Origin of the sequence: Intrasporangium sp., assembly GCF_036566125.1 — a bacterium.
GTDB lineage: Bacteria > Actinomycetota > Actinomycetes > Actinomycetales > Dermatophilaceae > Intrasporangium.
Map to the genome: position 1 here is coordinate 1 of NZ_DATCWX010000319.1, position 5,988 is coordinate 5,988.

Consider the following 5,988-nt stretch of genomic DNA (forward strand, 5'->3'; position numbering starts at 1 on the left):
TTTTGACAATCATTCTCAAGTCGAGAATGATTCTCACATGAAGCGTCGTCTGGCCCTCGCGACTGCCATCGTGGCAACCGCCCTCGCCGCCGCAGGTTGCGGTTCGGGCGCTGGGGGCGGCTCCACAGATGGCCGACCCCAGGTTGTGACGAGCTTCTACCCCATCCAGTTCGCCACGGAGCGGATCGCTGGCGCGACCCTCGACGTCAGCGTGCTCACCAAGCCGGGGGCGGAGCCGCACGACCTCGAGATCACGCCGCAGGACCTGGCGCGGATGACAAGGTCGTCCCTCGTCGTCTACTCCAAGGGCTTCCAGCCAGCCGTCGACGAGGCGGTCCAGCAGGTCGACTCCGACCGCGTCCTGGACGTCTCGGGCGTCGCCCAGCTCACCGAGGATCCGGCCGAGGAGGAGGGGCATGCGGAGGAGAGCGCCGAGGAGCACGCCGAGCACGCACACCAAGGGGCCGATCCGCACTTCTGGCTCGACCCGCAGCGCTATGCCTCTGTGGCGGAGGCCATCGGCGCCCGTCTCGCCGAGCTCGAGCCGTCAAGCGCCGCGACCCTCAAGGCGAACACCAAGGCCTTCGTGGACGAGCTCACCCGGCTCGACGCGGAGTTCACCACGGGTCTGAAGTCGTGCTCCATCAAGCAGCTCGTGACGAGCCACTCCGCCTTCACCTACCTCGCGGAGCGCTACGGCTTCGAGCAGTACGGCATCTCGGGCGTCTCCCCCGAGGCCGAGCCGAGCGCGGCCGGACTGGCCAGGATCAATGCCCTGGTCCGGGACCACGGCGTCACGACGATCTATCAGGAGACGCTCGTCGAGCCGCATTTCGCGCAGACCGTCGCCGCCTCCACCGGTGCGACGGTGGCCACGCTCGACCCCCTCGAGGGGATCACCGACGCGTCAGCCGGAAAGGACTACTTTGAGGTGATGCGGAGCAACCTCGCGACGCTCAAGCAGGGGCAGGACTGCTCGTGACCACCGTCATCGAGCTGGAGGACGCGTCGTTCGGGTACGGCGAGCGCCCCATCGTCACCGGCGCGAGTCTCGCCATCAATCGCGGTGAGGTCGTCGCGGTCCTCGGCGCCAACGGTTCGGGCAAGTCGACCCTGATGAAGGGCATCCTCGGCCTCAACCAGCGACTGTCCGGCACCGTCACCCTTTTCGGGACGCCCGCGGACGACTTCGGCGACCGGGCGCGGATCGGGTACGTGCCGCAGCGACACACCCTGTCCGCCTCGGTCCGGGCCACGGCCGAGGAGATCGTCGAGTCGGGCCGGCTCCCCCGACTGGGCTGGCTCGGTCGCCTCGGGGCGACCGACCGCCAGATCGTGTGCCGCTCCCTCGACCTCGTCGGTCTGGCGGACCGGTCCGGGACAGAGGTGAGCACCCTCTCGGGAGGACAGCAACGGCGCGTCCTCATCGCCCGCGCCCTCGCGGGCCAGCCGGACGTCCTCATCATGGACGAACCAACCGCCGGGGTCGACGCCGTCAACCAGCACGTCCTCGCCGATGTCCTCGGCCGCCTCGTGGAGCGTGACGTGACCCTGGTCATCGTCACCCACGAGCTCGGCGCCCTCGAGGGCCTGCCGACCCGGATCATCGTCGTCGACGGTGGCCGCCTCGCCTTCGACGGCGACCTGGACCGGTATGCCGCCGCACGGGACGCGGTGCACCACGACCACGACAGTCATCACCACGACCTCGAGCTCGTCCAGCCGCCCGCGATGGCGCACGGTCCCTTCGACCCCCCGGCAGGCACGCCATGACGGAGATCCTGTCGCTCGACTTCATGCAGCGCGCGCTCGTCGCGGCCCTCCTCGTCGGGCTCGTCGCCCCGATGGTCGGCATCTTCGTCGTGCAACGGCGGATGTCGCTCATTGGCGACGGAATGGGCCACGTGGCGCTCGCCGGCGTCGCCATCGGACTGGTCACCGACCAGAGCCCCGTGCTGACGGCGCTCGTGGCCGCCGTCATCGCGGCCGTCGCCATCGAGCTGATGCGGGCCCGGGGGCGCACGAGCGGTGACGTGGCGCTCGCGATCATCTTCTACGGCGGGATCGCGGCCGGGGTCGTCATCATCAGCCAGGCGCCCGACGGCACGCCCGCCAATCTGGTGAAGTACCTCTTCGGCTCGATCCTCACCGTGCGCGAGAGCGACCTGGTCGTCTTCGCCATCCTGGCCGTCGTCATCGCCGCGACGACGTGGGTGCTGAAGCCGCGGCTCTTCGCCGTCGCCAACGACGAGGAGTACGCCCGGGCCGTCGGGCTGCCCGTGCTCGCGCTCAACATCGTCCTTGCCGTCCTCACTGCGACGACCGTCGTCATCGCGATGCGCATCGTCGGTTTGCTCCTCATCAGCGCGCTCATGATCGTGCCCAATGCCGCCGCGCAGCTCTTCTCCCGCAGCTTCGGCTCGGGGCTGCGCTGGGCCATGGTGCTGGGACTCGTGTCGGCCCTCGGTGGCGTGCTCGTCTCCTACCCGCTCAACACTCCCTCCGGAGGGACCATCGTCCTGGTCGCCGTCGGGCTGTTCGTCGTCATCGCCGTCGCGATGAGCCTGCGTGAGCGGCTCCGCGCACGTCAGCACGACATGGCCGAGCGGCACGACCACGAGCACGGACCGGGCTGCGGCCACGAGAGCATCCCGCACGGCGACCACGTCGACTACGTCCATGACGGCCATCTCCATGCCGCCCACCAGAGCCACTACGACGAGCACGGCGATGTCGCGGCCGCGGCGGCTGGGGCGACGAAGCCCGCCGAGGAGGACGCAACCCGATGACGACGACGCCACGCAAGCCCACGCGCCAGCAGGCTGCCGTCGCCGATCTGCTGGACAAGTACGGCGACTTCACCTCGGCGCAGACGGTCCATGCGCGGCTGCGCGAGGCCGGTGAGGGCGTGGGGCTGGCGACGGTCTACCGCACGCTCCAGGCCATGGTCGAGGCCGGGACCGTCGACATGCTGCGCACCGACGACGGCGAGGCGGTCTACCGGGCGTGCTCGACCCACCACCACCATCACCTCGTCTGTCGCGACTGCGGCCGGACCGTTGAGGTCGAGGGGCCGGCGGTCGAGAGGTGGACCGACCGGGTCGCCGCCGAGCACGGCTTCACGGACGTGACGCACACCCTGGAGATCTTCGGGACGTGCGCCGAGTGCTCCCGCGCCTGAATGGGTGGCGGGCAGGCGCGGGCACTTCGGCTTGGAACGAGCCCAGCGGCATACGGCCAATTGATGCCGTATGCCGCTGAGCTGGCTTCGCGCCCAAGGTGACTCACACGCGTGGTCGGCTCCTCAGGCGGTGGCGTAGGCCGGCTCGATCGCTTCCTTTCGCTCGGCGATGAGCCCTGCCACCAGACCACCGAAACCGAGGAGCAGGAGCGCGCCTGAGGTCGGGACGGCCCATGAACCGAAGCTGGTGCCCACGAACTCGACCACCAGCCAGGCCCACAGCACCGGGCCGGCCCAGCGGAAGGGCAGCCGGGAGCAGAAGTGGGCGATCGACAGGAGGAGGATCCCGAGCACCAGCCCGGCGAGGCCGAGCAGGAAGTACGGGGCCATGTGGGACGACTGCTCCTGTGCGACGAGCAGCTGCGCGTAGGTGTCGTGGTGTGCGGGTTCGCCCGCCATGACGAGCTGCGTGATCGTCCACCCGCCCGGGATGGTGTGCGCGAACGCACCCAGCACACCGAGCACGGCCCCCGCGACGGCGAGCCGCGGGGCACGCGGCCGCAGCCACGCCCCGAGACCGACCGCGGCGACCGCGAGGGCCAGCTGGGACCAGAGGAAGAGATGGGCGGCGGCACCCGCGCGCGCCGGCGCGGCAGCGAACGCGGCAAGCCAGTCGGCCCGGTCGTCGGGAAGGTCGGGCTGGAGGACGACGAAGCCGAACGAGAGCAGCGCGAAGGCTGCGACGGAGATGGCGGTGATGATGCGGACTGTCCTTGTCATGCGGCCATGGAAGCCGTCGGCGACGGGGCGCGGCATCCCTCCGGGGTGGACACTGATGTCAACTCCAGGTTGATCCGGCGAGCTCTGCATGTCTCCTATGGTTGGCGCCATGACGCTCCCCCGAAGCCGCGTCGTCGACGCCCTTTTCGTCTTGGTCGTGCTCGTCACCGGTCTCGGCGAGATCTGGGTTCCCTTCGACTCGCGACAGGGCGACGGCAACCTGACCGCGGCCACCCTCGAGGTCGCCGTTGCCGCCTCCGCGCTGTGGTGGCGACGCACCCATCCCGTCCGCAGCCTCGCGGTCATCCTCGCGGCGTTGTTCCTCCCGCAGCTGGTCGCGCCGGGTTTCCTGCTGTTCTTCGGTCACTTCGTGCCCATCTGCATCGCCGTCTTCTCGGTCGCCCGGCACGGCACGGGTCGCCAGCGGTGGGTCGGAGCGGGCCTGACGGCCGCCGCCTTCAGCTACGGCAACCTCTCCGTGGAGCTCCTCGGCGGCCTGACCGAGATCCTCTACCACTGGGGGGTCCTCGCGGTCTGCTTCTCCGTCGGCTGGTGGCAGGCCGCGATGTCCCACCGCGCCGAGGAGTCGCGGAGGCAGGCGATCCGTGCCGAGGTCGAAGCCGCGGAGCAGGCAGCCCGGGCGGTCCTCGAGGAGCGCACCCGGATCGCCCGAGAGCTGCACGACATCGTCGCCCACGCGATGGGCGTCATGGTCGTTCAGGCTGGCGCAGCGGAGCAGGTGATCGACGACGACCCCGAGCGTGTCCGCAAGGCGCTCAACACGATTCGCGAGACAGGGACCGAAGCGCTCGGTGAGATGCGGAGGCTCGTGACCGTGCTGCGTGACGACAGCGAGGTGGGCCTGCTGGCTCCGCAGCCGGGGCTGGACGGGCTCGAGGAGCTCGTCGACGACGCCAAGCTGAGCGGGCTACCAGTCGAGCTGACGGTCTCGGGCGACCGGCGGGATCTGCCGGCCGGGGTTGACCTCGCGGCCTACCGGATCATTCAGGAAGCCTTGACGAACGCGCTACGGCACGCACGTGGCTCGGAGCTGGTCGGGGTCGACGTACGATTCGGGGCCGACCGGCTCGACGTCGAGATCCGCGACGACGGGGTCGCCACCCCGGACACTTCGGGCTCGGGGCACGGTCTCGTGGGGATGCGGGAGCGGGTGGCTCTCTACGGAGGCTCATTGCGCGCGGTGCCCCTGCCGGAGCGCGGGTTCGTCGTCAGGGCCATGCTTCCCCTCGAGTCTGCAGTGCCGGAGCCGGTATGACCCGGGTGGTCATCGTCGACGACCAGGCGCTGCTGCGTGAGGGGTTCCGGCTCATCCTCGAGCGCGCCGGGATGGAGGTTGTCGGAGAGGCGTCAGACGGGGTCGAGGCCGTCGACGTCTGCCGCGCGAGCCAGCCCGACGTCGTCCTCATGGACATCCGCATGCCGCGTCTCGACGGGATCGAGGCGACCCGCCGGATCGTGGCCCGGCAACCGGGGGTCAGGATCATGGTGCTGACGACCTTCGACCTCGACGAGTACGTCTATGCAGCTGTGCAGGCCGGCGCCAGCGGGTTCCTGCTCAAGGACGTCTCGCCGCAGGACCTGGTCCACGCGGTGCGGGTCGTCGCACGGGGCGAGGCCATGCTCGCGCCGGGCCCCACCAGGCGCCTGCTCGACCGGTTCGCCAGCGCGCCGGCGACGAAGCCGACAGCGCTGCCTGATGTGACCGAGCGGGAGTCGACCGTTCTCCGGCTGGTGGCACGAGGCCTGTCCAACACGGAGATTGCGAGCGGGCTGTTCCTCTCCGAGGCGACGGTCAAGACCTACGTGTCGCGGCTGCTCACCAAGCTGTGCCTGCGCGACCGGGTACAGCTGGCCGTCCTCGCCTACGAGTCCGGGCTCGTCCGGGCCGGCGAGCAGGCGGACCCCGCGAGCTCCTGAACGCTCCCTCCGGATCCACGAGGGGCCACGCCTGACCTGGTTTGCCCGAGATCAGCACCTTGCGGAGGCGGCCACTCGGGCGGAGGCTG

General features: G+C 70.1%; 7 protein-coding genes. 6 read left to right on the plus strand and 1 reads right to left on the minus strand.

The window, feature by feature from the left end:
- Positions 1 to 37 precede the first annotated feature (37 nt).
- The 4 genes from VIR15_RS19225 to VIR15_RS19240 are packed head-to-tail and all read left to right on the plus strand — an operon-like array spanning position 38 to position 3,181.
- Complete coding sequence (locus tag VIR15_RS19225) at positions 38 to 982, plus strand: metal ABC transporter substrate-binding protein (protein ID WP_331930734.1); 945 nt, start codon at positions 38 to 40, stop codon at positions 980 to 982.
- A complete protein-coding gene (locus tag VIR15_RS19230; RefSeq protein WP_331930736.1) occupies positions 979 to 1,773 on the plus strand; it encodes a metal ABC transporter ATP-binding protein in 795 nt (264 codons plus the stop codon). Before VIR15_RS19225 ends, VIR15_RS19230 begins: the two co-directional genes overlap by 4 nt.
- On the plus strand, positions 1,770 to 2,789 hold the full coding sequence (locus tag VIR15_RS19235) for a metal ABC transporter permease (RefSeq protein WP_331930738.1): 1,020 nt from the start codon (positions 1,770 to 1,772) through the stop codon (positions 2,787 to 2,789). The genes VIR15_RS19230 and VIR15_RS19235 overlap by 4 nt, the downstream gene beginning before the upstream one ends.
- Positions 2,786 to 3,181, plus strand: a complete 396-nt coding sequence (locus VIR15_RS19240; RefSeq protein WP_331930740.1) for a Fur family transcriptional regulator — start codon at positions 2,786 to 2,788, stop codon at positions 3,179 to 3,181. Before VIR15_RS19235 ends, VIR15_RS19240 begins: the two co-directional genes overlap by 4 nt.
- 123 nt (positions 3,182 to 3,304) lie before the next feature.
- Here the strand turns inward: VIR15_RS19240 and VIR15_RS19245 are convergent, their stop codons facing one another.
- On the minus strand, positions 3,305 to 3,961 hold the full coding sequence (locus VIR15_RS19245; RefSeq protein WP_331930742.1) for a DUF4386 family protein: 657 nt from the start codon (positions 3,959 to 3,961) through the stop codon (positions 3,305 to 3,307).
- Between the two features lie 109 nt (positions 3,962 to 4,070).
- On the opposite strand from VIR15_RS19245, the gene VIR15_RS19250 reads away from it, so the two are divergent.
- Positions 4,071 to 5,237 carry a sensor histidine kinase gene (locus VIR15_RS19250; RefSeq protein ID WP_331930744.1) on the plus strand — a complete coding sequence of 389 codons (1,167 nt, stop codon included), beginning with the start codon at positions 4,071 to 4,073 and terminating at the stop codon, positions 5,235 to 5,237.
- The gene (locus VIR15_RS19255) at positions 5,234 to 5,899 is read left to right on the plus strand and encodes a response regulator transcription factor (RefSeq protein WP_331930746.1); all 666 of its coding nucleotides are present in this window, start codon (positions 5,234 to 5,236) and stop codon (positions 5,897 to 5,899) included. Before VIR15_RS19250 ends, VIR15_RS19255 begins: the two co-directional genes overlap by 4 nt.
- The last annotated feature ends 89 nt before the right edge of the window (positions 5,900 to 5,988 follow it).